Here is a 25354-nt window from a genome sequence, read left to right as displayed (position 1 = left end):
GGCGAACGCGGTCTCAGGTCGGCCGCGTGCCCGTCGTCGCAATTCGCGCCGACGCATCGGCATGCGCCGCGGCGATCAACCCGAACGGCGCGGTGACGTCGAGCAGATGCCGCTGCGCATCGCCACCGCTGGTCTGCACGGCGACGATGCGATCGTCACGGTATTCGATCACGATCGCGCTGCCGTCCGTGCGCGCTTCCCAGATCGACAGGCCGCCGGCCGGATTGAGGTAATGCCATTCTGGCTCGGACACGCTGTCCCAGATCGCATCCGACAGCGCCTGGTGGGCGTCGAAATCGGCCCAGGGCCGCGCCGGTGTCCACTGGGTCCACTGTGTCGGCCGCGATGGTTCCTCGCTCATCAATCCTCCGCCACCGCGACCTGGTTGCGCCCGAGTTGCTTGGCCCGATACAGCGCCGCGTCGGCATGGCGCATCCACATCGCCGCGCTGATGGTCTTCGGCCCCATTCTCGCCACGCCGATGCTCACCGTGCAACGCAAGGCCGGCGCTTCCTCGAAACGCGCATCCTCGACCGCGCGGCGCACGCGTTCGGCGATCGCCAGCGCGCCGTCGAGATCCAGGTCCATCAGGATCAGCACGAATTCGTCGCCGCCCAGGCGACTGGCGGTGTCGGTCATCCGGGTCGCGGTGCGCAAGGTGCCGGCGACCCGGCGCAACACCGCGTCGCCGACCAGATGGCCGTGGAAATCGTTGATCTCCTTGAACCGGTCCACGTCGATCACGATCAGCGCCGCGTGCTTGGACGAACGCGCGCAATAGGTCATGGTCGCGGTCGCCGAATCGTCCCAGTGCAGGCGGTTCTGCAGACCGGTCAGCGGGTCGGTGCGGCTGATATGGGCAAGTTGTTTGTTCTGGCGCACGACCTTGCGCGCCAGGCCGTAGGCGGCGCTGCTGATCGCCATCGGGTAGACGAACATGAAAGGCAGGCTGGCCAGGATCACCGGCATCGAACTGTGCGGCTGGAAGCCGAAGCCCAGCACCGCCCAGGTCGCCAGGCAGGTCACCACCTGGGCGGCCGCGGTACGGGCGAAGAAGCGCCAGCCGCCGACCCCGATCTTGTCGGCCGACAGCATCACCGCGAGCAGCGCGCTGGGCACCGCGTTGAATTGCATGACCGCGATCCAGACCCCGCCCAGGGCGGAGTCGATCAGCAGATTGCGGTACTCGGCGTATTCGGGATCGCGGCTGCGCGTGGCCAGCAGGTAGGCGATCGGCGGCCACAGGAAACCGTTGCAGACCAGCGCCGCCCACAACCACGGCGAGGCGCCCTGTTCGTGCAGCACGCCGGCCACGGCGAAGAATCCGACCCCCAGGCCCAGAGTGCGCATCTGGTAGATGCGGCGCACGAAGCGCAGGTGCTCGCCGGACGAGTCCGGTCCGAGCGGGCCGTCGGCGATTCCCGTCACGCTCACTCCCCACGGGCTGGATCAACAATGCAGGTGCCGCAAGGCCTGCGGCGAGCACAGCATACCCCGCCTCCGTCCGGCCGGACGGGGTCGGCCGGGGCGTCGGCATACGACCTGCATCGCAGTTTCCGCAGCGCCGCGCCAACCGCCCGAGTCGGCATGCGCGGGCTGCGGCGCATAGCGGGACTTGAACATTCCCTACACAAATCGCTAACGCCAAAATTTGGCACCATTCGGCCACAGGGGGTTCCCGAGTGGAGCCTGTGTGATGACGACCCGCTTGCAAGGCCGCCCCGCCCCGACCACGCCCGGATTGAGCTACTGGGCAAGTCATTTCCGCGATGCCGAGTTCTACCGCGACGGACTGCGCTTCAGCGATTACGCGCCGGCGTTCTACGTCGGCATCTCCGCGCAACTGGAACACCCCGACCGCGATTTCGACGACCCGCGCCTGGACCTGCGCGACCGCTACCAGCGCATGCGCCTGGGCTCGGCGCTGGACTGGGAACACGCCGAACACGCCGCCCGCTCGGCCTGGCGGCGCGCGCGCGACAACGCCGAAGCCGCGCACATCCGCATCCAGCGGCACATGGCCGAACTGGCCGCGCAGCCCTGAGCGCGCGTCGCGACAGCCGACGCCCGCGGCGCAATGCCGCGGGCATGATTGTGCATCGATCGTGGGTTTCGTCCGGTTCGCCAGTCGATCAGGCGCGATGCCCGACCTGTCGAATCAACCGTTGAACTCGACCAAGGTGTGATCCTCGCCGGCCAAGGCCGCGTCGATGATCGCCGCGATCCGCACCCAGTCGCCGCCGGCAAGGCCCGCGCCGATCAAGGGATAGCCGATTCGCTGTCCATGAAACTGCCTGGCGATCGACGCCATTACCTGCCCGATCGCATCGTAGTCGGCGCGCACGCCGGCGCCGCGCCAATGAAACTGGGTATAAGCGTTGACGACGACGAACTCGTGCCCGTTCTCGCTCACCCTGGCCTGACTGTAGGTGCCCAGTTTCTCGCGCGAGGCTTTTTCGGTCTGCAGATCGGCCCGATACGCCGCGGGAAACCGGCGCTTGATGCTCAAGGCAATGCCCTTGCCCATCTGGCACTGGCAATTGCAGCCATGCACGATCACGTCGAAATGGCCGTCGGCCGCCAGCTGCAGCAAATCGCCCTGGATGATCTTCATCTGTGTCCCGAGAGTGGTTCAGCCGTTGAACTCGACCAAGGTGTGATCCTCGCCGGCCAAGGCCGCGTCGATGATCGCGGATATCCGGCCCCAATCGCCGCGCGCCAGCCCCGCGCCGATCAGCGGGTAGCCGATCCGGCGCCCGTGGAACTCGCGCGCGATCGCGCGCATCGCCCGCTCGATCGCATCGTAGTCGGCGAGCACGCCCTCGCCCTGCCAGTCGAACTGGGTGTAGGCGTTGACCACCACGAATTCGTGGCCGTTCTCGCTGACGGTCGCCTGGCTGTAGCCGCCGAGCTTGGCGCGCGAACCCGGTTCGGTGCGCAGGTCGGCGTCGCGCGCGGCCGGGAAGCGTTCGCTGATGCTCAGGGCGATGCCGCGACGCATCCGGCACTGGCAGTTGCAGCCCTGCACGATCACGTCGAAATGCCCGTCGGCCGCGAGTTGCAGCAAGTCGCCCTTGACGATCTTCATGTGCGTCCTTGTCGTTGAATGCGATGCGCGCCGCCAACATGCCGGCGCGGACCGCTCAGAGTTTGAAACGCCCGCCGTCGACCCGCAGGATCTCGCCGGTGATGTAGGCCGCGTCGCGCAGGTACAGCACCGCCTGCACCACGTCGTCGACCGAGCCCATGCGGCCGAGCACGGTGCGCGCGGCGATCGCTTCCTCCTGCTCGGCGCGCTCGGCGGGATCGCGCACCGACGGCAGCACCGTGCCGGGCGCGACCGCGTTGACGCAGGCCGGCGCGAGTTCGGCGGCGAGCGCGCGAACCATGCCGGCGCCGGCGGCGCGGCTGACCTGATAGGCCGCATGCCCGGCGAAGGAACGGTCGAGATAGGTATCGAGCAGCATCACCACCGAACGCAGCGGATGCTGCGCGTGCAGGCGCACCACCAGTTCCCACGGCGCGAGCAGATTGACCCGCAGGTGACGCTCCAAGCGCTCGCGCTCGTCGCCGACCTCGGCCGCGCCGAGCGCGCCCCAGGCATAGCCGCGCTCGAACAGCGAGGCGTTGAGCACCACGTCGGTGATCTGCGCCGCCGGCAAGCCCGGTAACGGCTGGGTCATGTCCCAGCACCAGTCGATCACCGGCGCCGAATACGGCGCGCATTCGCTGGTCGCGCTGCGCCGATGCGCCACCACGGTTTCGCCGCGGACCAGGCAGGCTTCGGCGATCGCGCGGCCGATGCGGCGCGAGGCGCCGGTCACCAGGGTCGTGCGTTGGGTCATCGCTGCATCTCCGTTTGCATGGACCGCCGCGTCGCCGAGGCGGCCAGATAGCGCTCGACGAACGCCGCGCTCGCCAGCCCATAGAACCCGCTCGCGTTTTGTTCCGGCGCGAAGCCGCGCTTCGCGGCGACGCGATCGAGTTCGCGCTGCAGAACCGGCAACAGCAACTGCTGCAGGCCGTGATAAAGGTACGCCCGGCCGGGATCGTAGCGCGGCTGCCATTGCACGCCGTCGCCGATGCGGCCGAGCAGATCGATGTCCAGCGGCACCGGCATCGCCCGGCGCGGATCGCGTTGGCGGCCGAAGGCGGCTTCGATGCGTTTGAACTCGCGTTCCAGCGCTTCGATCGTGAGCCCCGCCTCGACTTCCAGCGCCAGCATCAGATTGACCGTCGCGCCGCCGCGATGCGGGCGATGACGATCGCCGAACAATTCCGAGCAGCCACGCAGCGCGCGCGCTTGCGGCAGAGCGAGCAACTGGGTCGCCGAATCCAGCAGATTCTCCACCCGCGCGCCGTCGCTCGCGCCCAGGCAGATCAGCGCGATCCAGTTCATGCGCCGCCCGCCGCGCGGACAGTGCGGCCGGGCCCGGCGTGGACGCCGCCGTGCGTGCTCGTGTCGGTCGTGATCGTCAACGCTTCGCCTCTGATGACTCGCCTGCCGTGCCGTCGCGGCCACGATCGCCGCGGGGATGGCCGCATTCTAGCCGGCAAACCGGCGATCGCCCGCGACGCGGACGGCGTCAGTGCCGTTCCGGCGACGGCCGCCGCGCCGCCTGCCGCTGCGCCAGCTCGTAGGCTTCGGCCAGCAAAGGCTGCAGGCGTTCGAAGGTGAGCCGGCTCGGGTTGAGCACGCTGACCCAGTGCATGCGCGCATACATCGGATGCGGCATCAGCCGGTCGAGCGCGGTGTAGTCCCAGGCCTCGTCCCGCGCGGTCTCGAACACGGCCGCGAAGCCGGGCTTGCTCAGGCCGAGATTCAGGCGGAACACGCCGTCGCGGTCGAGCCGGGAAAGGTGATCGAAGTCGTTATCGCGCGCGACCACGGTGGCGAACGGAAAGTGGCGCTCCGCGCCGAAAAACAGGAACCAGTCGCCGCCGCCCCCGCTGTCGGCCGATTGAACCGCTTCGACCGCATCGAAGGCCGCGACGATGCCGTCGATCACCTGCTGCTGGGTCATCGGTTCGGCTGCGGGATCGATCGGCTGCATGGCATTGCCTGCGGGTGAAAACCGGGCCGATACCTTAACGCAAGGCCCCGGCGCGAGCGCCTATTCCACCGGATAGGGCATGCCTTCGAACGCGGTGGCGTGATAACCCTTGATCCCGACCTCGTGCGCGAGCGGGCTGCGGAAATCCAGGCCCGCGCGCAGGCAGTCGAGCACGTAGCCGAAGCCGTAGCGCGGCTCCCAGTGCAGGTCGCGCCGGGCCGCGTCGTTGACGTAGACCCGGTCCAGTCGCGGGAACAAGGTCCAGCCCTTGGACGCGTACAACTCACGGCACTGCGGGAACAAGCGCTCGACCACGCCGGCGGCATCGTCGTGCAGCGCCTGCAGATCGGCCTGCGCGAACGGCGTGGTCGCCGAGACGATGTAGCGGCCGAAGCCCAGCGCGGGCGCGCGCTCGATCGCGCACAGATGCGCCTGGACCACGTCGTCGATGTCGGCGCGCCGGTACAGCAGTTCGTTGGCCTGGACATTGGCCGGCGCGTACACGCTGCGCACCGCGGCATCGTCGTCGTCCTCGGGGAAGAAGCGCGAGGTGCGCAGCACCAGCACGGGCAAGCCATGCTTGCGATGGAACAATTCGCACAGGCCTTCGGCGGCGACCTTGGTGGTGCCGTAGATGTTCTTGGGGATGGGCGCGACCTGCTCGGTGATCCAGGTCGCCGGGCCGCCCGGCGGCGGCTTCAGCGCCGCGCCGAACGTGCTGGTGGTGCTGGTGAACACGAACGATTCGACCCCGGCGTTCAACGCCGCCTCGAGCAGGTTCAGGCTGCCCGAGATATTGGTGTCGACGAAGTCTTGATAGGAGTGGGTCGCCACATGCGGCTTGTGCAGGGTCGCCGAGTGGATCACGCAGCGCACGCCGTGCATCGCCTCGTCGACGAAGCCGCGATCGGCGATCGAACCGACCCGGTCGGTGAATGCGGACGGCTTGATGTCGACGCCGCGCGCCGCGCGCGACTGCGCGCGCAGACGGCGCATCAGCCCTTCGCCGAGGTGGCCGGCGCTGCCGGTAACGAGAACGGTCATTCGAGCGGCTCCGCAAAGTGTGACGAGCCGAGGTCGATCGACGTCGGCGAACGCGTGCGTGGATGGCGCGCAGATTAGCAAGCGCGCGGGCGTGGCGTCATCCCTGCTGGCGCGCGGACGCGGGTGATGCCAGCGACGTGCGCATGCGAACGCGCCGTGCGCGGCGTGGTCATCCAGCGATGGCCGTCGTGGCTTCGGCTAGCTACGCCGGCAGATGTTCCTGCGTGCCGACCAACCGGTGGGGATCGTCGAGGTCGAGATGCCGCGGGGCAGCGCGTAGTGCCGGCCGCGTTCTAGGGCGAACCCTGACGGCGCTGTTGTGGAAACGCATCAAGGCGATAACGCAAACGGCGTGAACAACGAGTCACGCACGCGGCAACCTCAGCGCCGATGCTTCGACGACGACGCGACCGCTCTACACACCGCGACAACAGGCTTATTACGAACTGCACACAAAACCTAACGGCCGCTCGCGCGATCGCGGCCGTCGCCGCGGATCAGACGTCGCCGTCACGCCGCGCACCGCAACGTCGGCCTGCCGCAACGACGCGGCGCATCGCGGAGACCCGCTCATGATGGGCATCATCATCTGGCTGGTCGTCGGCGGCATCATCGGCTGGATCGCCAGCTTGCTGATGCGCACCGACGGACAGCAAGGCATCTTCCTCAATATTGTCGTCGGCATCGTCGGCGCCTTCATCGGCGGCTGGCTCGGTTCGCTGCTCGGCATGGGGGGCTCGGACATCAACGACGGCAATTTCAGCCTCGGCGGCCTGATCGTGTCGCTGCTCGGCGCCATCGTGCTGCTCGGCATCGTCAACCTGTTCCGCCGCGGACGCGTGCGTTGACGCATTGATGCCCGCACCGCGCCGAGGCCGGCGCCGCGTTCGTCCGTACCCGCTTTCTGGAGAAAGTAATGCATACACCGCAAGAGCTCGAAACCAAGCTGTGGAAGTCGCTGCAATCCGACCGCACCCTGATGCTGGGCCTGCACGGCGTCGACGAGGGCCACACCCGGCCGATGACGGCCAACGTCGAGGACGGCAGCCGCATCATCTGGTTTTTCACTTCGACCGATAACGCCCTGGTGCAGGCGGTGAAACCCGGCAGCCGCGCGATCGCCGCGTTTGCGTCCAAGGGCCACGACTTGTTCGCCAGCCTGTCCGGACGCCTGACCGTGGACACCGACCGCGCGGTGATCGAGCGCCTGTGGAACCCGTTCATCGCCGCCTGGTACGAGGGCGGCAAGACCGACCCGAAACTCGCGTTGTTGCGGCTGGATGCGGAGCACGCGGAGATCTGGCTCAACGAGAACAATCTGCTGGCCGGGGTCAAGATGCTGCTCGGCATCGACCCGAAGAAAAGCTACGAGGACAAGGTCGCGAACGTCGACCTTCGTTGACCTCGCGGGCCTGCCCGCAACCAACGACACCCGCCGCCATGGCGGGTGTCGTGTATGCGGCCTACTCCGCTTGCAGCTTGTCGACCATGCGCTGGTAATCGCGCCGGTACTGCTTGCCCAGCTTGAGCTTGTCTCCCGCGCCGATCAGCTTGCCCGACACCTGGAAGAACTTGCTTTCCTCTTCCTTGAGATGATGGTGGACCTTCTTCGACAGCTTGCGCATGATGTTCATCCAGCCGCGATCGCCCGGCGGACGCTCGCGCAGGTCCTCGACCAGTTCGTCCAGTTCGTGATGCTCGTGCAAGGCGTGCCGCGACGAATCCAGGCCGGCGTCGTTCATCAGCATCGGCACGTACAGATAGCGTTCTTCGGCGGCCTCGTGCGCGGCCAGTTCGATGCGCAGCGCGGTGAACAGTTGCTGGCGCCCCTCGCCGGGCTTGGAACGCAGCAGTTTCCTGCATAGCGAGCGTTGCACTTCGTGGCTTTCACGCAGCGCGTCGTAGATGGTGTCGGGCATGGCGGGCTCCTGGGCAGGCTGCCGCGAGCATCGCCTGCCGAACGTGGCGACGCCGTGAGCCTGCTTGGCGAGGCCCTGACCTCGCGCAACCGCGACGTATCGCGATAAACCGCTTCAGCTGTACTCGTAACCCACTCGCCGCTCCGCCGCGCGGCCGCGCAGGATCAGGCGGAACAACGGCCCGGTCAGCACCGTCGACAGCACCGCCAACGTGACCAGCGCGGCGAACGCGTACTCCGACAACAGACCCTTGTCGCGAAGAATGGTGGCCGCGACGATTTCCATCAGCCCCTTGCATTGCAACAGCGCGCCGATCGCCAGCGCCTGCCTGCGGCTGAACCGCGGCGACGGCGGACACAGCACCAGCGCGGCCAGCTTGGCCAATACCGACAAGGCGAGCAGCGCGAACGCCGCCTGCAACGACGCCCAGCCCAGCGCGTCGCCGTCGATGCGCAGACCGCTGTGGCCGAAGAACAGCGGCGCCAGGCCGATCAATGCGAACTGACCCATGCCCTGCAGCGGCAGCCGCCGCGTCCAGCTCGGCGGGATGATCGCGCCGGCGAAATACGCGCCGAGCAAGGCATGCAGCCCCAATTGCGAACTCGCCCAGGCGCAGGCGGCCAGCGCGACCGGCAAGGCCAGCCACACCAGCGCGACAGGCGGGGCGACGCCGCGACGTTCGGCCATCACGCCCAACGCGCCGAGCAACAGCGGCAGCGCGATGGCCACGCCGTCCAGGCCCGACCAGCCGGCCAGACCGGCGCCGCCGTCGGCGAGCAACAACAAGGCCGCCAGACCGATCCACAACACCGCGTCGTCGACCACGGCGATGGCGACCGCGGTCTGGGTCAGCGGCCGATGCAGCGAACCGAGCTCGCGCACGATCCCGATCAACACCGGCAAGGCGCTGACCGCCACGCACAGGCCGATCGCGACCGCGCCGAGCCAACCCGGCGCACGCGGCGCGGCCCAGCCCGGCAGGCCGATGAAATGCCAGTACGCGGCAACGGTGCCGACCACGAACGGCAGCACCAGCGCGAGCGCGGCGCTGAGGGTGAACCTCGACAGTGACAGCGCGCTGCGCCGGTGCGGTGGTTCGCTGGCGGACTCGCTGCCGGATCGGGAATCGAGTTCGGGCGTCGGCGTGGCCGGGCTGTGGCGCGTCTCCAATCCGGCGGTGAAGGCGAGCAGCAGCACGCCGATCCAGCCGATCTGATCGCCGATCTTCGACGGCACGCCCAGGCCCGCGGGCAGCGACCCGGTCGCGGCCAACACCAGTCCGATCACGATCGGCACCACCGCCAGCGGGATCGAACGCCCGAGCGCGCGCCAGATCCCCCACGACAGCGCAATGAAGATCAGGGCATCGGCTAGGGCGGCGAGGATGGGCTGCATGCGCGGCATGATATCGGCGTTGGCGGCGGGTGGCAGCCATGCACCGGATTCGACACTCGCTGTCGCCGCGGGGCGATGCCTCCGCCGCGCCGCGGACGGCGCCACAGACTCACGCAAGCTCACCGCCGCGCCACGACCGGCGCCATCGGCCGTGCTTTTTTGCCGGCCAGGTCGTGTTTCAGTTTGGTGACTCCCGGGTAGTCTGGCCGCGCAGGGACGACTGCGCGACGAAGGCACGAGGCATGACCCGCGACGATCGCATCGTGATGGTGGCGATAGCCACGACCTTCGCGCTGTCCGCGCTGGTCATGGCCGCCATCATCGTCAAAGGCAGCGCCATTCACGATCGTTTCTTTTTCGACGCCGATCCCGTCGCCGCGGCGGACAGGCTGGTACCCGAGCGAGCGGCGGCGATCCCGGCCCGATCCGGCTCGACGCCGCGAGCGTCCCAAGCTGCGTCGTCGACGCCGCTCGCCCACGACGGCTCGAGCGCACGGCGCTCGCTCTACCCGGTGGTACCCGAACCGGCCATGACAGAACTTGTAGGCGGCGCGCGGACGTTTTCGTTCGAAGCGGATCATCGAGATCGCGACGAAGACTGATCCGAATAGCGATCGTTATCGAAACCGGACGCAACCATCGTCGCAATGCGCATCCGAAGCCGCGTGTCGAACCAAGCCCGAGGTTTCGCGAATGGCCGGGAAGAAACACCTCGCTCTTTGCAAGAAGCGTTCGGCCTGTGCGCGCAACGCAAGGCGATCCGGACACCGTCGCCCCGACTCGGCCTTGTCGAATCGCCGACCACCCTCGCATCGGCCCGAATCATGAAAAACAACGGCGAGTGCTCAGAAAAACCGCGCCGCAACAAGACTGTCTTTATCGGATTTCGAGCCACACAATCCAGCTCCCCGTGCGGAGCGAAACCTCATGAAACATTGGATTTTCCTGGGTATTGCAATTGTCGGAGAAGTAGTGGCAACGTCCGCGCTCAAGGCCAGCGATGGGTTCACCAGGCCGGTTGCATCGCTGATCGTCGCGGCCGGTTATATCGCGGCCTTCTACTTTCTCTCCCTCGCGTTGAGGTCGATTCCGGTCGGCGTGGCCTATGCGATCTGGGCCGGCCTCGGAGTGGTGCTCGTCAGCGCTCTCGCCTGGTTCCATTACGGCCAGAAACTCGATGCCGCCGCCGGCGTCGGCATGGCCTTGATCGTGTCCGGCGTGATGGTCATGAATCTGTTCTCGAAGTCGATCGCGCATTGAAGCCGCGCTCGCCAATGCCGCGACCGCGTTCGCGGCCCGTGCCGGGCGCATCGCCGTGCTAGCCACCGCCGCCGCCATCCGTTGCACGGTGCTCGACCCGCGGAACGTCGCGAACGCGACCGCTGCGCGCCCCGCCGAACGCGCAAACGCGGGCCGCGACCGGTCCGTCGACGACACTGCCGCGCCGTCGCCGATGGCTACAGCGACGCCGGTCACAGCGGTGGATCGTTGACGACCTTCCAAGCCGTCGGCCTGGGGTTTACGCTCTGCGCAAGCGAGCGATCGCCGACGCTTCGACCGGCGGGCGCGCGCCGTCGAAGCGATCCGGACCCGGCGCATCGCGCGCCTGCCGGGCAACGCGCATCGCCACCAGGAGCTTCGCCATGAAGACGCGAACCACCATCGTCAGCGCCGTGGTCGCATTGCTGTCGGCGGGATGGCTGTTTCCGATGTGGCTCGGGGTTTCGACCTGTCTTTCGTTCTGGACCAAGGAAGTCTGGCCGACCCTGCTCCAGCAACAATACCCGGGCAATTCGTTTCCCTTCCTCGCGTTCGCCGGCGATTGCTTCGCCTGGGGTTTCGCCTGGCTCGGCGTGGTCGTCGTGTTCTGGTCGTATGTCGGTTTCTCGGCGTTCCTGCGGCTGGGCCAAGCTCGCGCCTAGCCTCCCAACCCACACACAGCTGCATCCCGGAGGCCCATGGCCATCAGGAACTCAGGCTGGACCATCTCGGCGGTGAACTCGAACGGCTGGCCTTGCCAGCTCACCTGCATCCGTCAGGTCGATGTCACCACCCTGCCCGACGGCAGCGAACAGATCAGGCAGCTGTCGCTGCAGATTCGCGATACCCGCGGCGTGGTGCTGCGGCCCAAATCGGCCGGCGTGTACGTCAACGATTTCGAAGCGGTGACCTACTGGTCGATGGATGTGTATGCGCCCTAGCTGCGTCGAGCCGCAAGCACGACGCAACGATCGCCGTACTCGCCCGACGCCTTGAGCCAGGCCGCCGGACCGGTTCCACCGGCCTTGCGTTGCGATAGAGTTCACCGCGCAGCGAGCGCTCGCGGGCCGAGCGCGGCCGTCCGCGCCATCGCCCGCGGCAACCGAACTCTCATCGAGGTGGCATGTCGTTCAAACGTTTCGCGTGGCTGATCCTGGGCTCGTTGCTGGCCATGGGCGCGGCCGTGCTCGCGCTGATATCGGTCAACCTCATCGGCGGCGCGCTGGCGCCGTGGCTCGGTTTTCCGGCGGGCGGCACCGGTCGCCTGGCCTGGGATATGGCCTGGACGATCGCCGGCGGCACCGCCGCGATCGCGGCCGCGACCTGCTGTGCGCCCACGGCCCCGCGACGCCATGCGCTGGTCTGTTTCGCGGCCTTGCTGCTCGCCGCCGTGTATGCGGTGACGCAACTGGGCGGCGACTTTCCGCGATGGTTCTGCATCGGTCTGCTGCTTAGCCTGCCGCTGCAAGGCTGGCTCGGAGCCACCTGGGCGCTGAAACTGAAACATCGGCGGCAGCCTTCGCAAGACAGCGCTTAAGCGATTCGCCGCGATCGGCGCCAAGCGCCAGGGCAACGGTGCCTCGCCCATCCCGTGTTCGATTTCGACAACGCGCCTGCGCCGCTTGATCTTTTCCAGCTGCAGCGATTTGTCGTCCAGGCAGGCCTGGACCCGCTCGAACTCCGCGCGCTCCACTTCACGGCACTTGCCCGAGCGCAGAATCACATCGGCGATCAATCCATCGAAGTTCGCCTTGAAGACGATGCGACGGCGAACGGCGTTGTTGACGGCGCGGTCGAAGCCAAGGCTGAAGTCGAACAGGATGCGGCTGGCCTGCAAGCCGTGTTCGGCCGGCTCGATCTTCCACGGTACGAATGCGTCGTTCCGATCCAGCCGGATCGATCCTTCATCGAGGATGGCGCTGTCGAGAAGTAGCGATTCATCCAATCAAGTATCGGTATCTGCGCCAGCCCGGCAAACGCGCGGGCATTCGCGCCCGCGACCTCGCATCGCCGCTTCGCTCCACGCATCGCCGCCGCGCGCCCGGACTCAACTTTGATGGATCTCGATCTCGCCGTCGAAGCCATTGCCCTGCGCGCCCGGGAAAGTGGCCGGCGGCGCGCCGAGCACCGCGCCTCCGGCGACGTTGCCGGCGGGCAGCGCCTGGCGGCCGTTCATGGCCGGCGGCAACGCGGGGCGCACGAAACCCGGCGGGAAGGCCGGCACCGCCAGTCGCGGGTAATTGCCGATGTTCGCCGCGGCGACCTGAGGCGACACATTGACCGGCTTGGCTATCCGCACCGCGCGCCAGCGGATGCGGATGAATTCCGGCGCGTACGAATACAGGTTCTGGTTGTTGGTCGTCGCCGGGTGCGAGAACGGGCTCGCCGAGGCCTGCACGCAGTAGTAGACGCCGTACCACGCGTCGCGCTGGCCGCTGTGCTCGTACTGATGGCTCGCCGCGAGATAGGCGTCGATATAGCTTTCGACCGTCGCGTGATTGGAGTTGGCCACGCCGGTGAGCGGCACCAGGTTGTTCCAGGAGCCGCCGGGCCCGGCCCAGCGTCCGTTGACCAGATGGCCGCGAATCCAGACGTACGTGCCGTCCTGCACGAACGTGACCGGCGGCCCGCCGTTGAGCAGGCGATCCCACGGCGCGCCCGTCGCGGTCGGCACATTGCTGCCCTGCTGTCCCGGCATGATCAGATCCGGCCCGAGCACCGCCGACGCGCAGGTGCCGGCGAAGGTGGTGGCCTGCCGGACCGCCAGCGCGCCGGCCTGGTATTGGGTGGTGGTGAACATCGGCTGGTCCGTGCTCCAGCGAGGATTGCCGGGCGCGCCGGTGTAGATGATTCTGCTCATACGGGTTCCTTGTCGAGGCGTGGGTCGGGTGATGAAGTCGGCGATCGAAGACGCCGCGCAACACCACGCATCGACGGATGCGAATCGGCGAGCGCGCAACGGCTTGCCCGGGATAACGCGCGCGCCGACCGACTTGTGAAACGCAACCGGCAAAGCACGAGCGCGTATCGCCACGGTGCTAGGCACCTGTGGCGCGACATGGCACGATCGCGCCGATGACCTGCCCGCCCACCGAAGCCGTGTACCTGCGCGATCTCGCGCGGCTGCGCCGCGTCCGCGACCGGATCGACCGCGACTACGCGCAACCGCTGGACGTCGAGGCGCTCGCCAGCGGCGTGGGCATGTCGGCCGGGCATCTGAGCCGCCAGTTCCGCCTCGCCTACGGCGAATCGCCCTATTCCTATCTGATGACCCGGCGCATCGAGCGCGCGATGGCGCTGCTCGACCGCGGCGACCTCAGCGTCACCGAGGTCTGCTTCGAAGTCGGCTGCTCATCGCTGGGCACTTTCAGCACCCGCTTCACCGAACTGGTCGGGGTGGCGCCCAGCGTCTACAAACAGCGGGCGGAACGCGCGAGCGAGGGCCTGCCGCCGTGCGTGGCGAAGCAGGTGGCGCGACCGATCAGGAATCGAGAAGCGCCCGGCGGCGGCTCGACCTAGCATGACGTCTCGCCCCACCACACACAGGACGACGACCATGGACATCAGCATTCACGCGAGTTTTCTCCCCCACAACGACGCCGACGCCGCGCTGGCGTTCTATCGCGACATTCTCGGTTTCGAGGTCCGCAAGGACGTCGCCTTCGGCGGCATGCGCTGGATCACGGTCGGCCCGGTCAACCAGCCGGCCACCTCGATCGTGCTGCATCCGCCGGCGGCCAGCCCCGGCATCACCGACGAGGAACGCCGCACCATCGCCGAGATGATGGCCAAGGGCACCTACGCCATCATCACCCTCGCCACGCCCGACCTCGACGGCGCGTTCGCCCGCCTGCAAGCCGGCGGCGCCGAGATCGTGCAGGAGCCGATCGACCAGCCCTACGGCGTGCGCGACTGCGCGGTGCGCGATCCCTCGGGCAATCTGATCCGCATCAATCAGCTGCGCTGAGGCTTGCTTGTGTGGGCGGGGCTTCGGCCCCGCCCACAAAAAACCTCGGAGCTTCGCGCTGCTCCCGATATCGCCAACCGCATCGCGGTTGAAACTGACATCGGCACCACCAACAACGCCGCGGCTCAGAACGCCGGCAACACCGCGCCGCGGTATTTCTTGGTGATGAAGTCCTTGACCTGCGGGCTGGTCAGCGCGGCCGCCAGCTTGAGCACGCGCGGGTCCTTGAGGTTGTCGGGACGGCCGACCAGGAAGTTCACGTACGGCGAATCGGAGCCCTCGATCGCCAGCGCATCCTTGGTAGGGTCCAGGCCCGCGTCGAGCGCGTAGTTGGTATTGATCAAGGCCAGGTCGACCTGGCTGAGCACGCGCGGCAGCATCGCCGAGTCGAGTTCGCGGAACTTGAGCTGCTTCGGGTTGGAGGTGATGTCGCGCAGCGTCGCCAGCGAATCGGTCGGATCGCGCAACTGGATCACCCCGGCCTTGTGCAGCAGGATCAGCGCGCGGCTGTTGTTGCTCGGGTCGTTCGGGATCGCCACGTCGGCGCCGCTGGGCAGCTCCTGCAGCGACTTGAACTTGCGCGAGTACGCGCCGAACGGCTCGATATGCACGCCGACGATGGTGGTCAGCTGGGTGCCGCGGCTCTTGTTGTAAGCGTTCAGATACGGCTCGGTCTCGAAATAGCTCACGTCGATGAGCTTCTGCGCGACCTGGTCGTTGGGCTGCACATAGTCGTTGAACACGCGCACGTCGAGCTCGACGCCCTCCTTGGCCAGCAACGGCTTGACCACTTCGAGGATCTCCGCGTGCGGCACCGCGGTGGCCGCGACGGTGAGTTTCGACGACGCCGTGCCGGACGAACCGCAGCCGCCGAGCCCGACGGTGGCGAGCAGCAACAGCGCAAGAAGCTTTTTCATCGGGTAATCCTCTTTCGAATGATGTGATGCGGGCTCAGCGGCGGCTGAAACGCGCGACCAGCTTGTCGCCCAGGGTCTGCAGCGCCTGCACCAGCAGCAGCAACAACAGCACCGTCACGAACGCCACGTCGGTATGCGAGCGCAGATAGCCGTCGCGGTAGGCCAGATCGCCCAGCCCGCCGGAGCCGATCGCGCCGCCCATGGCGGTATAACCGATCAAGGCCACGGTGGTGACGGTGGCGCCGGCGATCAACCCCGGCAAGGCCTCGGGCAACAACGCGCGCAGCACGATCTGGCGGGTGGTCGCGCCCATCGCCTGGCAGGCCTCGATGATGCCGCGATCGACTTCGCGCAGCGCGGTCTCGACCAGGCGCGCGTAGAACGGCGCCGCGCCGATGACCAGCGGCAGGATCGCGCCGCGCACGCCGAGCGAGGTGCCCATGACCGACAAGGTCAACGGGATCATCACGATCATCAAGATGATGAACGGCACCGAGCGCAGAATATTGATGACCAACGACAGCGCGGCGTATAGGCGCGGCTGCGCGCGCAACTGACGCGGCGCGGTCAGGAACAAGGCGATGCCCAGCGGCAGGCCGATCGCCAGGGTCAGCGGCAACGCGCCGGCCAGCATCAGCAAGGTGTCGAGCGTGGCCTGGCCGATCTCGGCCCACTTGCCCGCGTCGAGATGGGCGAACCAACCGGTGTTCGGCGTCATCGCGCGATCTCCTCGATATGCACGCCGGCCGCGTTCAACGCCGCGATCGCCGCGTCGCTGTCGCCGCCGACCAGGGAGATGGTGAGTTGCCCATACGGCATGTCCTTGATGCGGTCGATGCGGCCGGCGAGGATGTTGTAGTCGACCCCGGTCTCGCGCGCGATGCGGCCGAGCAGCGGCTCGTAGGTGTGCTGGCCGAGGAAGGTCAGGCGCAACAGGCGCCCGGCGACCGCGGCGAAATCGCTGTGCAGCGCGCCTTCGTTGACGTGCTCGGCTTCGGACACGAAGCGGCGCGTGGTCGGATGGCGCGGATGCAGGAACACGTCGGCGACCGTGCCGCTTTCGACCAGATGGCCGGCGTCGAGCACGGCGACGCGGTCGCAGACCCGGCGGATGACTTCCATCTCGTGGGTGATCAGCACGATGGTGAGCCCGAGCTCGCGGTTGATCTGCGCCAGCAGCGCCAGCACCGAGGCGGTGGTCTGCGGATCGAGCGCGCTGGTGGCTTCGTCGCACAGCAGGATGCGCGGCCGGCAGGCCAGCGCGCGGGCGATGCCGACGCGTTGTTTCTGCCCGCCGGACAATTGCGCGGGGTATTTGTTGGCGTGATCGTTCAGGCCCACGCGCGCCAGCAGCTCGGCGACGCGGCTGGCGATTTCGCCCTGCGGCGTGCCGGCCAGTTCGAGCGGAAACGCCACGTTCGCCGCGACCGTGCGCGAGGACAGCAGATTGAAATGCTGGAAGATCATGCCGATGCGCCGGCGCAGCGCGCGCAGCCCGGCGGGGTCGAGCACGCTCGGGTCCTCGCCGTCGACCAGCAGGCGGCCGCCGCTGGGGCGCTCCAGGCCGTTGATCATCCGGATCAGGGTGGATTTGCCGGCGCCCGAATGGCCGATGATGCCGAACACCTCGCCTTCGACGATCCGCAGATCGAGCGGTTGCAACGCCGAAACCTCGTTGCCGCCGACGCGGAACGATTTGTGGACCTGCTGGAATTCGATCATGGACCGTCGCGTAAGCACTTGGGTGCGGGGAAGGACAACGCCCTACGGGCCGTGGCGCGAGGTCGGACCTGGGCGGGAATGCAGCGCCGCCAGCCTATCACCGGCGCGATTCGCCTGTGCGGATCGCCTGTGCGATCGCGGGCCGTGGGCATTGTAAGGCGCGCCGGCCGGCGGCGGACCGCCCGGCGGTTATGTGCTTATGCCGGATCGGATTTAGACGCGGCGGCCGAACGCGGTCGCGGACCACTCGTGACTGGCTGATGTGAGGCTTCGCTGAGACCGAATAAGCAACGACAGCCGCCGGGTGAGCTTCGTTCTGTATTCGTATCGTGAAGCTCAATGGCGATGGCCCCAATGATCCGCCTGCATGACGCGACCGCGCCGCGCGAATCTCCCGCCCGGCATGGCGATCCTATGCGCCGCGTCGCGGCAAACATTCACGTTCACGCACGGCACGAATCCGATTTTTCCGTATAGGCTTGCCGGCGATCGGGCAAGACGAATGGACAGGATGACCGTAACTGAAACGATCCTCGATTGGACCGGCCCCGATCTGCTCGATGCCGTCGAGGTCCGACGCGAGGACGGCGATCTGTTGGTCCTCGACGCCGCCGGCGGCATTTCATGCATCGACCTGGAATCGGGCGCGATCGCCTTGCTCGGCACGGTGATTCTGCGCGAGCAGACGATCGAAGATGACGGCCGGTACGGCGTCGCTTCGCGCTGGCGGCTGCACGCGTCCGCCGACGGCGCGTTCGCGGCGATCGTCTTCGATGGCGGAAGCGACGGCTTCGTGCTCGATCTCGACGATTTCAGGATCACCCTGAAACTCGACGGCGGCGACTATTACCCGGACACGGTTGCGTTCTCGCTGTGCTTCCTGTCGCTGCGCGGCGCCGCGGTCGTGGTCCATCGCACCGCCTGGAATCGCCTCGACGCATCGGACCCACGCACCGGCGCCCTGCTGACGCAACGCGGGCCGACCACCTACGTCGACGGCCAAGCGCCGCCGCATTACCTCGATTATTTCCACGGGCGGCTGCAGCCCAATCCCTCCGGATCGCGCCTGTTCGACGACGGCTGGGCCTGGCAACCGGTCGGCATCCCGCGCGTGTTCGATGCCGCGGCTTGGTTAATCGAAAATGTCTGGGAGTCCGAAGACGGGCCGTCCGTGCGCTGGCTCAGTTACTGCGACGACTGGAATTTTCCGGCCTGCTGGATCGATGACGACCGCGTCGTGCTGGGCCACATGAGCAACTGGAACGACGAGGAATTCGCCAGCGACCCGGCACCGCCCGGCGTACGCATCATCGACCTGAGCCAGCCAGGCGCGACGCCCGACCGCAAACTGCCGATGAGCGCCGCGCCGCACGCCTTGTTCTCGGACGGCCGATCGATCTTCGCCGCGCATGGGCCCGACACTTCGGTCTGGTCGATCGACAGCGGCGATTGCACCGAAGTGCTGCATGAGTTCCAGGCCACTCACCACCACCGGCGACGCAAGGAACTGCTGGACGTGAAGCCCCGGCGAATCAGGCGCGTGTCGGTCGCCTGAATGATTCGGCGCCGCGCGATCGCGCGAGCGCGGCTCGGCCGCAACTGGATCGATACGGCCATGCGTAGTCCAAGCTACGCCGCCGGCAATCAGTCCTTGCCGAAGGTTTCATCGATCTTGTCGATGGCCGCCAGGGTTCCCGCTTCCAGGCTGGCCTCCTGAACCTCGCGCACCGTCCAGGTCGCGCCGCAGTGGGCGCAGGTGATGATGTCGTCGGGATGCGGATCCTGGGGCTGGATGAGTTGTTCGCTACCGCAGTCGCCGCATCGATAGTGGGTGATGGTGGTTTCCATGCTGATGCCCCTTGCTCGTGATTGAAGGCGCTCGGGCCGCGTTCGGACCGGACAAACGCGCGTCCGCGTCGTTCCACGCCGTCGTACCGCTCGTGTCGATGCCCGCTGCAGCGCAGCGGAACAATCCGCGGCGTCCACGCACACAGTTGCGCTCGGCGCCATGTATGCGATGTCGTCATCGTGCGAAGACGCGTTTAACAAGCCGCGCAGCGGCGACGTAGGACTTTCTCTAAAAGCGCATCGGCCGATAGCGGCCAAAGCCCGCGACGCCGCTTACCCGTGCGGCGCGGGGGGACAGGAATCACCGTGATCGGCTTATCGCCGCTCGCCATCGCAACCGGCAATCGCCGATGACCGCGCAAGCAGCGGCGCCCGCGTTTCCGCCGATCAATAATCGGCCTGAACCGACGCTTCCAACGGCACGTCATGCGACTTCAGCCAGGCCACGATGGCGCGCCGTTCGGCCAGCGCGCGCTCGTTGAGCGCGTTGCGCGGGAACTTGAAGTAATACGACTGGAACGACGCGCCGCGCGAATTGTTCGCCAACGGATTCGCACCGCGTTCGAGCAGCAGCAACAGCGCGGCGCCGGCATTGGTGCGCGCCGCCACATGCAGCGCGGTGTCGCCGTTGCGATCGACCTGATTCGGATCGGCGCCGGCATCGAGCAGGATCCGCAACTGGGTCGGGTTGCCGCCCAGCAAGGCCGATTCCAGCGGCGTGGCGTCGGTCTGGGTGTTGCGCGCGTCCGGCTTGCCGCCGTGCGCCAGCACGATACGCAGCAACTCGGGATCGTCGGCGAACGCGGCCAGATGCACCGGGGTCTTGCCGTCGGGGCCGGCGCGATTCGGGTCCGCGCCGCCTTCGAGCAAGGCGCGCGCGCTGTCCGCGTGGCCCTGCGCGATCGCCAGCATCAGCAGGGTCGTGCCGTCGGCGCCCGGCGTATCGGGCGCGACGCTCTGCAACTGGCGGCGAATCTCGGCGGCGTCGCCGCTGCGCACGGCATCGGCCAAGGGCGCAAGCGTCGGACTGGCGAACGGCTCATTGCTCATGGAGGACCGTGTGCATGCTGGAAGACCGATGACCCAAAGGCCGATAAGAACAGCCGCACGATAACGCATACCCGCGCGCCGCGGCGTCGCCGCAGCGGGATCGCCACGAAGCGACCGGATGCGCGCGAATGTCCGGATCAACGTCCGGTCAGCCAGCCGACGAAATCCGAGCCCGTCTGCACAACCGCGCCGGCGCCGTCGGCCAGGATTTCCACGCCCTGCCCGGCAACGTCGGAAGCCACCTGCGCGACATCGCCGGTGCCGGAGATCGCGCCGGACAATACATCGCCGAGCGGACCGCCGACATGGTCGTCGACCGTCTGCGCCAGGGCCTCGGTGGTGCGGTTGGCGGTATCGCCGACCGAATTCCACGCGCCCTCGCCGAGGTCGCCGAAGATGCTGAAGCCGCCTTGCACGTAGTCGCCGTTCTTGAAGTCGGTATCGACCACCTCGCCGATATCGGAAATCAGATCGTGGGTGTTGATGGCGAAATCGTCCTTGAGCGGATCGGGCACCAGGTTCTGCAGATCCTTGCCGAAGTCGGACGGATTTTCATACCCCGCCTGCCACGGCTGCTGCTCGATCATCGCCGAGGTCAGCACGTTGGGGTTGTGGCTCAAGGCGCTGTAGGCCAGATCGCCGACGCCGTTGAACAGCGGCACCGGGCTATGGCGGGCGGCTTCGCCCACCGCGTTCAAGGCCGCTAAGGCGGCCGGCGGCAGATTAGGGAATTCGACCGCCGCGGCGCGAGCCAGCAAGGTGTGCTCGCTGATCGGACCGGGCTCGACCACGATGCTGGTGCCCAGCGCATCGGGCGCGAGCAGGCCCAGCGGGCCGCCTTCCTGGGTCTGGGTCAGCAGATCGGAATCGAGCGAATAGGCGCGGATTTGCCCGCCCTCGGCGATGTCGCGCGCCTTTTGCGGATCGGCGAAGCCCATGCGCTCCAGGGTGTTGGGATGGATGCCCGAGGCGTCGAAGGTCACCGCCGGAATGCCGGTGGCCAGCGAGCCCACGGTGGCCAGACCGCCGCCCTGCGAGTGCCCGGTGATCGCCAGATTGCTCGACGTGCCGTCCGCGCCGGGTTCGCCGAACACCGCCGCGAACTCGGTCGCGGTGTTGACCGAGGTTTCGCTGAACTTGTCCGCGGGGTCGGTCTTGAAACCGGTGCCCTGCTCGAAGTTGTTCATCCAGTCGTCCGCGCCCTCGGCGGTGCCGCGGTAGGACAGGACGAAGTTGCCGGCGCCGTCCTGATAGATTTCGGCGCGGTATTCCTGCGAATTGGTCGCGACCGCGTCGTTGGCGCCGAGGAACTGCAGGCGCCAGGCCTGCGGGTCCTGGATGCCGCGCGCGCTCAGGTCCTGATCGCTCACCGCGCTCCAGCCCGGCGGCGGATCGCCGCGCGTGCCGTACACCGCGGTCGCCAATTGCGACATGGTCACGTCGAACGGCTGCGCCTGGGTTCCGCCGATGGTCTGCGCCAGCGTGCTGCCCGGCGGCAAGGCATACGGACCGCCCGGGCTCTGCGACGGCGCGCTGGGGACCGGCAACTGCGGGTGATACGACGGCTCGAGCCGATACGGGCCCGGCAGCGGCCCGGTCGGCAGCTGCGCCGGCGTGGCGGTGGTCGTCGGCGGCGGTGGCTGCCAATAGCGGGCCGCACCGGCGTCGTTGACGGGAGAGATGCCCATGGCCCCAGACTCCGCAGCATGCAAGATCGTTTGGACTCTAACCCCGCGCCACGGCGAAACAACTGGGGGGTGCCCTAGGGGCGTGGGCGCTCGGCGCCGGATATCGCGCCTGTCCGCAGGGTATGAGTGGCGAATCGCCATCCGAGTCTCGCTGCTCCACTCAGACTCGCAGGGCTTGGTGCGCGGGCTGAACGACCTGCCCCTTTGCGATGGCCGGCCGGCACTCCACGCCCATGCCATTGATTTATATCGCGATAAATACCTGCACCGGCACGACTGCGCACGCCCATCGCGGGCAGAAACACCCTGTGCGAGCCGAAGGCGGCCGATCCGGCCTGTACCGGACCTTGCATGGGGTCAGGCATAAGCCCCGACCACACAGAGCGCCGCTGTCAATAGCGTATGGTGCGGCGATGATGCATCAATTTCTCACGGCGAACCGAACCGAGCTGATCGCTCGCTGTCGCGAGAAGGTGGCGCAGCGCGGCGCGCCGGGCGCCAACGAGGAGGAACTCGAGCACGGCATCAGCAAGTTCCTAGACCAGCTGATCAAGACCTTGATCGTGGAGACCACCGAGACGCCGATGCAGAGCCGTCAGGTCTCCGGCCCCTCGGGCGGCGGCAAGCCCAATCTTTCCGAAATCGGCGAATCGGCGACCCAGCACGGTCGCGAACTGCAACTGCACGGCTTCACCGCCGAACAGGTCGTGCATGACTACGGCGATCTGTGCCAGGCCATTTCGGACCTGGCGGTCGAGCGCGGCCAGGCCATCGAGGTGGATGAATTCAGAACCCTCAATCGTTGCCTGGACAACGCCATCGCCAGCGCGGTCACCGAGTTCGGCTACCAGCGCGATTTCGTCGTCGCCGACAAGCAGGCGATGCACTTGAACGAGCGCCTGGGCTTTTTCGCGCATGAGCTGCGCAATCAACTTTGCACCGCGACGCTCGCGCTTTCGATCATCAAGGAAGGCAACGTCGGCCTGTCTGGCGCGACCGGCGGCGTGCTCGATCGCGCGCTGCTGGGCCTGGGCAACCTGATCGACCGTTCGTTGGCCGAGGTGCGCATGCAGGCCGGCATGCCGATCCAGCATCGCCTGTTCTCGCTGGCCGATTTCATCGCCGAACTCAAGCTGTCCGCGTCGTTGGAAGCGCAGGTATCGGGATGCACGCTGACCGTATCGGAGGTCGACCCGTTGCTGGCGGTGGACGTGGATCGCGATCTGCTGCTGTCCGCCGCGGGCAACCTGTTGCAGAACGCCTTCAAGTTCACCCATCCGCGCAGCGAAGTCATCCTCAACGCCTACGCCTTGGCGGACCGCATCCTGATCGACGTGCAGGATCACTGCGGCGGACTGCCGCCCGGACTGGCCGAGGAAATGTTCGTTCCGTTTACCCAGGGCGCCGAGAACCGCAGCGGACTGGGACTGGGGCTGTCCATCGCGCGGCGCAGCGTCGAAGCCAACAGCGGAACGCTCAGCGCCCGCAACAAGCCCGGCTCGGGCTGCATTTTCACCATCGATTTGCCGCGGCACTCGCTGCCCGAGAAGCACATCGCGGCCTGAGACGCGGCGCAGGCGCGATGGCGTGTGCGTGATCGGCGCAGATGGGACGATCTCGCGATCTGCAACGCCACGAACATCGAGCCCTTCTCTTCTCTGCCGCAATGCCTCCGGATACGCCGTCGGCGCAGCGAAGTTAAGCAGCCGGTGTCGCATGGACCAAAGCCCGAGTCATCGCTCGCCTCATCGGGTCGAACATCCAGCCAGCCGTTTGGCGTGCGACTCCATGCGCGCCACAGCATCCTCTTCCAGACCCGCGATCGGCGCTTCATCGGCGCCTCGTGACGCTCGACCGCTGCAGCGGCGATAGCATTCGGAAACTTTCACATCATCCGGTCATGCAGACGATGCCGCGTTCGAAACGCGTGCCCCAGATGTGCTTGCGCCGCGGCATGTCGTCGACGCGGACGAACAGCAGGCAACAAAAAAGCCCCGTAGGCAGGGGCTTTATCAGTCATCTGCGGACTGCTGCGAACTCGCGCGAACTCGACCGTGGTGCCCGGAGCCGGACTCGAACCGGCAAGGGGTTGCCCCCGGCGGATTTTAAGTCCGCTGCGTCTACCGATTTCGCCATCCGGGCAGGATGCGGTGACCGCATCAGCTTACCGCATCCGGGTTTCGCTGGCGCCTCAGCGGCCTTCCGGGCCGACGTCGAGAGGCCGTGGGGCCGTACTCCGGCCGCAGCAGCCGGCGCTTACCAATCGCGCGTGGCGATCAGTTCCTCGCTGTCGGCCTGGAAGCCGTAGGCGGCGGCAATGGCGCGAAAATCCGCGCCGATGTTCTCGCGCGCGGCGGTCTCGATTTCGCTGTCGTTGTCTTCGAATTCGCCGGCGAGCGCGTTGAATTCGTCGGTCGCGGCGTGGGTCAGCGCGTACAGCGCGTCCAGGTTGTCGGGACGCCGCGCTTCGATGGTTTTGCACAGGCGGATCAGGATCTGCTGGCCCTTTTGCACCAGATGCGCCGGGAAGTAGCTGTCGTGCTGCATTTCGTCGAGGAAGCGGTGGGCTTGCAGTTGTTCGTTCGCGATGGCCATGCCTTGCCTTCCTGGGTGGGATGCGCGGAGGGTAGCGCGCCGTCGATCGCTCCTCCGTTGCCGCGCTCACGCGCAAACAAAAACGGCCGGCTCGCGCCGACCGTCATGCGGTATCACAAGAAGTATCGATGGAGGCCTGGACGGGAATCGAACCCATCTCTACGGATTTGCAATCCGGTGCATAACCTATCTGCCACCAGGCCGGTGACGCACTTACTTTACCGCGCCGCCGCATGCTTGCAACACGCTGCACGAGCATGGTGCCGAGCCGCACGCCGCGGCGAAAAAACGAAACCCCGCTTGCGCGGGGTTCGTCGGTCATGCCGCGCGTGGCGCCGCATGCGGAATTGGAGCGGGAAACGAGACTCGAACTCGCGACATCTACCTTGGCAAGGTAGTGCTCTACCAACTGAGCTATTCCCGCTGGAACCACTGCTTGAAACTGACGATGGCGACCTGTTGCACCGCTATCGAAATTGGAGGCCGAGGTCGGAATTGAACCGGCGTACGCGGATTTGCAGTCCGCTGCATAACCACTCTGCCACCCGGCCGATGACTGCTACAACCTTACTTGGTACTGCCCATCTACTGCAACGTCGACTTGCGAATGCATCGCGGTCTTCGTCTTAAAAAACAAAACCCCGCGACGGGGGTTTTGTCCGTAAGCGGCTTCGTTGCCGAAGCGCCTGGAATCTGGAGCGGGAAACGAGACTCGAACTCGCGACATCTACCTTGGCAAGGTAGTGCTCTACCAACTGAGCTATTCCCGCTGAGGGAAGCGATATTTTAGGCATCGAAAGAAAAGTGTCAACTCTTTTCTTCACACCCGGGCCCTCGCAAAACCGGCCGTGAATGCGCCGGAAACAGGCCCTTACGCGACATTCGCGCTTGCGTT

31 protein-coding genes and 5 tRNA genes are annotated in these 25354 nt (G+C 67.0%); 13 read left to right on the top strand and 23 right to left on the bottom strand.

Annotation, left to right across the window (positions count from 1 at the left end):
• Positions 1 to 13 precede the first annotated feature (13 nt).
• Both IEQ11_RS10085 and IEQ11_RS10080 read right to left on the bottom strand, forming a co-directional pair.
• A complete protein-coding gene (locus IEQ11_RS10085; RefSeq protein WP_191820953.1) occupies positions 14 to 361 on the bottom strand; it encodes a hypothetical protein in 348 nt (115 codons plus the stop codon).
• Complete coding sequence (locus IEQ11_RS10080) at positions 361 to 1428, bottom strand: diguanylate cyclase (protein WP_152669970.1); 1068 nt, start codon at positions 1426 to 1428, stop codon at positions 361 to 363. Before IEQ11_RS10080 ends, IEQ11_RS10085 begins: the two co-directional genes overlap by 1 nt.
• 268 nt (positions 1429 to 1696) lie before the next feature.
• Here IEQ11_RS10080 and IEQ11_RS10075 point away from each other — a divergent pair, with 268 nt between their 5' ends.
• Positions 1697 to 2044, top strand: coding sequence for a hypothetical protein (locus IEQ11_RS10075; protein ID WP_191820952.1), 348 nt, complete (start codon positions 1697 to 1699; stop codon positions 2042 to 2044).
• A gap of 114 nt (positions 2045 to 2158) precedes the next feature.
• Here IEQ11_RS10075 and IEQ11_RS10070 read toward each other — a convergent pair whose 3' ends face one another.
• The 6 genes from IEQ11_RS10070 to IEQ11_RS10045 form a co-directional block, all read right to left on the bottom strand.
• A complete protein-coding gene (locus IEQ11_RS10070; protein ID WP_191820951.1) occupies positions 2159 to 2614 on the bottom strand; it encodes a macro domain-containing protein in 456 nt (151 codons plus the stop codon).
• Positions 2615 to 2632: 18 nt separating this feature from the next.
• Positions 2633 to 3088: a macro domain-containing protein gene (locus IEQ11_RS10065; RefSeq protein ID WP_191820950.1), complete on the bottom strand. Its 456-nt coding sequence runs from the start codon at positions 3086 to 3088 to the stop codon at positions 2633 to 2635.
• A 55-nt stretch (positions 3089 to 3143) separates the two neighbouring features.
• On the bottom strand, positions 3144 to 3845 hold the full coding sequence (locus IEQ11_RS10060; protein WP_191820949.1) for an SDR family oxidoreductase: 702 nt from the start codon (positions 3843 to 3845) through the stop codon (positions 3144 to 3146).
• A complete protein-coding gene (locus tag IEQ11_RS10055; protein WP_191820948.1) occupies positions 3842 to 4399 on the bottom strand; it encodes a 2-amino-4-hydroxy-6-hydroxymethyldihydropteridine diphosphokinase in 558 nt (185 codons plus the stop codon). Before IEQ11_RS10055 ends, IEQ11_RS10060 begins: the two co-directional genes overlap by 4 nt.
• 187 nt (positions 4400 to 4586) lie before the next feature.
• A complete protein-coding gene (locus tag IEQ11_RS10050; protein ID WP_191820947.1) occupies positions 4587 to 5054 on the bottom strand; it encodes a DUF6194 family protein in 468 nt (155 codons plus the stop codon).
• A gap of 60 nt (positions 5055 to 5114) precedes the next feature.
• Complete coding sequence (locus tag IEQ11_RS10045; protein ID WP_191820946.1) at positions 5115 to 6098, bottom strand: NAD-dependent epimerase/dehydratase family protein; 984 nt, start codon at positions 6096 to 6098, stop codon at positions 5115 to 5117.
• A gap of 575 nt (positions 6099 to 6673) precedes the next feature.
• On the opposite strand from IEQ11_RS10045, the gene IEQ11_RS10040 reads away from it, so the two are divergent.
• On the top strand, positions 6674 to 6946 hold the full coding sequence (locus IEQ11_RS10040; RefSeq protein ID WP_036109670.1) for a GlsB/YeaQ/YmgE family stress response membrane protein: 273 nt from the start codon (positions 6674 to 6676) through the stop codon (positions 6944 to 6946).
• A gap of 68 nt (positions 6947 to 7014) precedes the next feature.
• The gene (locus IEQ11_RS10035; protein WP_057921408.1) at positions 7015 to 7500 is read left to right on the top strand and encodes a pyridoxamine 5'-phosphate oxidase family protein; all 486 of its coding nucleotides are present in this window, start codon (positions 7015 to 7017) and stop codon (positions 7498 to 7500) included.
• A gap of 61 nt (positions 7501 to 7561) precedes the next feature.
• Here the strand turns inward: IEQ11_RS10035 and IEQ11_RS10030 are convergent, their stop codons facing one another.
• Both IEQ11_RS10030 and IEQ11_RS10025 read right to left on the bottom strand, forming a co-directional pair.
• Positions 7562 to 8017 carry a hemerythrin domain-containing protein gene (locus IEQ11_RS10030; RefSeq protein ID WP_191820945.1) on the bottom strand — a complete coding sequence of 152 codons (456 nt, stop codon included), beginning with the start codon at positions 8015 to 8017 and terminating at the stop codon, positions 7562 to 7564.
• Positions 8018 to 8131: 114 nt separating this feature from the next.
• Positions 8132 to 9412: a cation:proton antiporter gene (locus tag IEQ11_RS10025; protein ID WP_191820944.1), complete on the bottom strand. Its 1281-nt coding sequence runs from the start codon at positions 9410 to 9412 to the stop codon at positions 8132 to 8134.
• A gap of 242 nt (positions 9413 to 9654) precedes the next feature.
• Here IEQ11_RS10025 and IEQ11_RS10020 point away from each other — a divergent pair, with 242 nt between their 5' ends.
• The 6 genes from IEQ11_RS10020 to IEQ11_RS09995 all read left to right on the top strand — a co-directional run bounded on the left by IEQ11_RS10020 (position 9655) and on the right by IEQ11_RS09995 (position 12605).
• Entirely contained in the window at positions 9655 to 10014 is a 360-nt protein-coding gene (locus IEQ11_RS10020; protein ID WP_191820943.1) for a hypothetical protein, read from the top strand.
• Positions 10015 to 10339: 325 nt separating this feature from the next.
• Positions 10340 to 10672, top strand: coding sequence for a DMT family transporter (locus tag IEQ11_RS10015; RefSeq protein ID WP_191820942.1), 333 nt, complete (start codon positions 10340 to 10342; stop codon positions 10670 to 10672).
• A 383-nt stretch (positions 10673 to 11055) separates the two neighbouring features.
• Positions 11056 to 11334, top strand: coding sequence for a hypothetical protein (locus IEQ11_RS10010; protein ID WP_191820941.1), 279 nt, complete (start codon positions 11056 to 11058; stop codon positions 11332 to 11334).
• 36 nt (positions 11335 to 11370) lie between these two features.
• Entirely contained in the window at positions 11371 to 11613 is a 243-nt protein-coding gene (locus IEQ11_RS10005) for a hypothetical protein (RefSeq protein WP_036109650.1), read from the top strand.
• A 182-nt stretch (positions 11614 to 11795) separates the two neighbouring features.
• Positions 11796 to 12209: a hypothetical protein gene (locus IEQ11_RS10000; protein ID WP_191820940.1), complete on the top strand. Its 414-nt coding sequence runs from the start codon at positions 11796 to 11798 to the stop codon at positions 12207 to 12209.
• A gap of 54 nt (positions 12210 to 12263) precedes the next feature.
• Positions 12264 to 12605 (top strand): hypothetical protein, encoded by a 342-nt coding sequence (locus IEQ11_RS09995; protein WP_191820939.1) that lies wholly within the window; start codon positions 12264 to 12266, stop codon positions 12603 to 12605.
• A gap of 114 nt (positions 12606 to 12719) precedes the next feature.
• Here the strand turns inward: IEQ11_RS09995 and IEQ11_RS09990 are convergent, their stop codons facing one another.
• A complete protein-coding gene (locus tag IEQ11_RS09990) occupies positions 12720 to 13532 on the bottom strand; it encodes a hypothetical protein (protein ID WP_191820938.1) in 813 nt (270 codons plus the stop codon).
• Positions 13533 to 13747: 215 nt separating this feature from the next.
• Between IEQ11_RS09990 and IEQ11_RS09985 the strand changes: the two genes are divergently transcribed.
• Both IEQ11_RS09985 and IEQ11_RS09980 read left to right on the top strand, forming a co-directional pair.
• Positions 13748 to 14191, top strand: coding sequence for a helix-turn-helix transcriptional regulator (locus tag IEQ11_RS09985; RefSeq protein WP_191820937.1), 444 nt, complete (start codon positions 13748 to 13750; stop codon positions 14189 to 14191).
• A 37-nt stretch (positions 14192 to 14228) separates the two neighbouring features.
• Complete coding sequence (locus tag IEQ11_RS09980) at positions 14229 to 14639, top strand: VOC family protein (RefSeq protein WP_036109637.1); 411 nt, start codon at positions 14229 to 14231, stop codon at positions 14637 to 14639.
• A gap of 125 nt (positions 14640 to 14764) precedes the next feature.
• On the opposite strand, the gene IEQ11_RS09975 is transcribed toward IEQ11_RS09980, so the two are convergent.
• From IEQ11_RS09975 to IEQ11_RS09965, 3 genes are read right to left on the bottom strand one after another with little or no spacing between them, the layout of a single operon-like run.
• Positions 14765 to 15556: a MetQ/NlpA family ABC transporter substrate-binding protein gene (locus IEQ11_RS09975; protein ID WP_191820936.1), complete on the bottom strand. Its 792-nt coding sequence runs from the start codon at positions 15554 to 15556 to the stop codon at positions 14765 to 14767.
• Between the two features lie 34 nt (positions 15557 to 15590).
• Complete coding sequence (locus IEQ11_RS09970; protein WP_191820935.1) at positions 15591 to 16274, bottom strand: methionine ABC transporter permease; 684 nt, start codon at positions 16272 to 16274, stop codon at positions 15591 to 15593.
• Complete coding sequence (locus IEQ11_RS09965; RefSeq protein WP_191820934.1) at positions 16271 to 17278, bottom strand: methionine ABC transporter ATP-binding protein; 1008 nt, start codon at positions 17276 to 17278, stop codon at positions 16271 to 16273. Before IEQ11_RS09965 ends, IEQ11_RS09970 begins: the two co-directional genes overlap by 4 nt.
• A gap of 367 nt (positions 17279 to 17645) precedes the next feature.
• Here IEQ11_RS09965 and IEQ11_RS09960 point away from each other — a divergent pair, with 367 nt between their 5' ends.
• Entirely contained in the window at positions 17646 to 18833 is a 1188-nt protein-coding gene (locus tag IEQ11_RS09960) for a hypothetical protein (RefSeq protein ID WP_247024786.1), read from the top strand.
• Positions 18834 to 18922: 89 nt separating this feature from the next.
• Here the strand turns inward: IEQ11_RS09960 and IEQ11_RS09955 are convergent, their stop codons facing one another.
• From IEQ11_RS09955 to IEQ11_RS09945, 3 genes are all read right to left on the bottom strand, one after another.
• On the bottom strand, positions 18923 to 19126 hold the full coding sequence (locus IEQ11_RS09955) for a hypothetical protein (RefSeq protein WP_191820932.1): 204 nt from the start codon (positions 19124 to 19126) through the stop codon (positions 18923 to 18925).
• Between the two features lie 387 nt (positions 19127 to 19513).
• Positions 19514 to 20176, bottom strand: a complete 663-nt coding sequence (locus tag IEQ11_RS09950; protein ID WP_191820931.1) for an ankyrin repeat domain-containing protein — start codon at positions 20174 to 20176, stop codon at positions 19514 to 19516.
• A 137-nt stretch (positions 20177 to 20313) separates the two neighbouring features.
• Complete coding sequence (locus IEQ11_RS09945) at positions 20314 to 21864, bottom strand: Tle-like phospholipase domain-containing protein (RefSeq protein WP_191820930.1); 1551 nt, start codon at positions 21862 to 21864, stop codon at positions 20314 to 20316.
• Positions 21865 to 22097: 233 nt separating this feature from the next.
• Between IEQ11_RS09945 and IEQ11_RS09940 the strand changes: the two genes are divergently transcribed.
• Positions 22098 to 23429, top strand: a complete 1332-nt coding sequence (locus IEQ11_RS09940) for a sensor histidine kinase (RefSeq protein ID WP_247024784.1) — start codon at positions 22098 to 22100, stop codon at positions 23427 to 23429.
• Positions 23430 to 23919: 490 nt separating this feature from the next.
• On the opposite strand, the gene IEQ11_RS09935 is transcribed toward IEQ11_RS09940, so the two are convergent.
• From IEQ11_RS09935 to IEQ11_RS09910, 6 genes are all read right to left on the bottom strand, one after another.
• Positions 23920 to 24006: transfer RNA gene (locus IEQ11_RS09935), tRNA-Leu, on the bottom strand.
• A gap of 114 nt (positions 24007 to 24120) precedes the next feature.
• The gene (locus IEQ11_RS09930; RefSeq protein WP_191820929.1) at positions 24121 to 24459 is read right to left on the bottom strand and encodes a DUF5713 family protein; all 339 of its coding nucleotides are present in this window, start codon (positions 24457 to 24459) and stop codon (positions 24121 to 24123) included.
• A 129-nt stretch (positions 24460 to 24588) separates the two neighbouring features.
• Positions 24589 to 24662: transfer RNA gene (locus IEQ11_RS09925), tRNA-Cys, on the bottom strand.
• Positions 24663 to 24807: 145 nt separating this feature from the next.
• Positions 24808 to 24883 (bottom strand) — tRNA-Gly (locus IEQ11_RS09920).
• 53 nt (positions 24884 to 24936) lie between these two features.
• Positions 24937 to 25010, bottom strand: a tRNA-Cys gene (locus IEQ11_RS09915).
• Between the two features lie 143 nt (positions 25011 to 25153).
• Positions 25154 to 25229, bottom strand: a tRNA-Gly gene (locus IEQ11_RS09910).
• Between the last annotated feature and the right edge of the window lie 125 nt (positions 25230 to 25354).

Source organism: Lysobacter capsici (assembly GCF_014779555.2).
Lineage (GTDB): Bacteria > Pseudomonadota > Gammaproteobacteria > Xanthomonadales > Xanthomonadaceae > Lysobacter > Lysobacter capsici.
The sequence above is the reverse complement of the archived record's forward strand: the minus strand, read 5'-3'. Positions and strand labels throughout refer to the sequence as shown.